Raw genomic sequence first — 305 nt, 5'->3', positions numbered from 1 at the left:
TGGAGCGGGTGAAGGCCACGCGGCCCAGTTTCGAGTATGAGATCCGCGAGCTTTTCGAGGTGCAGCCCACCATGGCGGACCGGGACGCGCCCGTGGTCCGCTCGGTCGCGGCGTCCATCGAGCGGGTGCTGGCGCGGCAGCCCGATTACGTGGTCAGCCCGGGCACCTATGACCAGAAACATATCGACCGGATCGGGCGGCTGAAGAACTGCATCGCCTATGGGCCCGGCAGTCTCGACCTGGCGCGCCAGCCGGACGAATGGGGGGGGATCGACGACATGGTCGGCAGCGCCGAGGTGATGGCC

The 305-nt window shown here is 68.2% G+C and carries 1 protein-coding gene; it reads left to right on the top strand.

Going from position 1 to position 305, the window contains the following annotated elements:
• Positions 1 to 305, top strand: a 305-nt coding sequence (locus tag E0702_RS16545) for a M20/M25/M40 family metallo-hydrolase (RefSeq protein ID WP_132045673.1), incomplete at both ends; no start/stop codon positions are given.

Origin of the sequence: Halomonas marinisediminis (assembly GCF_004347715.1) — a bacterium.
Taxonomy (GTDB): Bacteria; Pseudomonadota; Gammaproteobacteria; order Pseudomonadales; family Halomonadaceae; genus Halomonas; species Halomonas icarae.
This window is presented reverse-complemented; position numbering and strand designations above follow the sequence as displayed.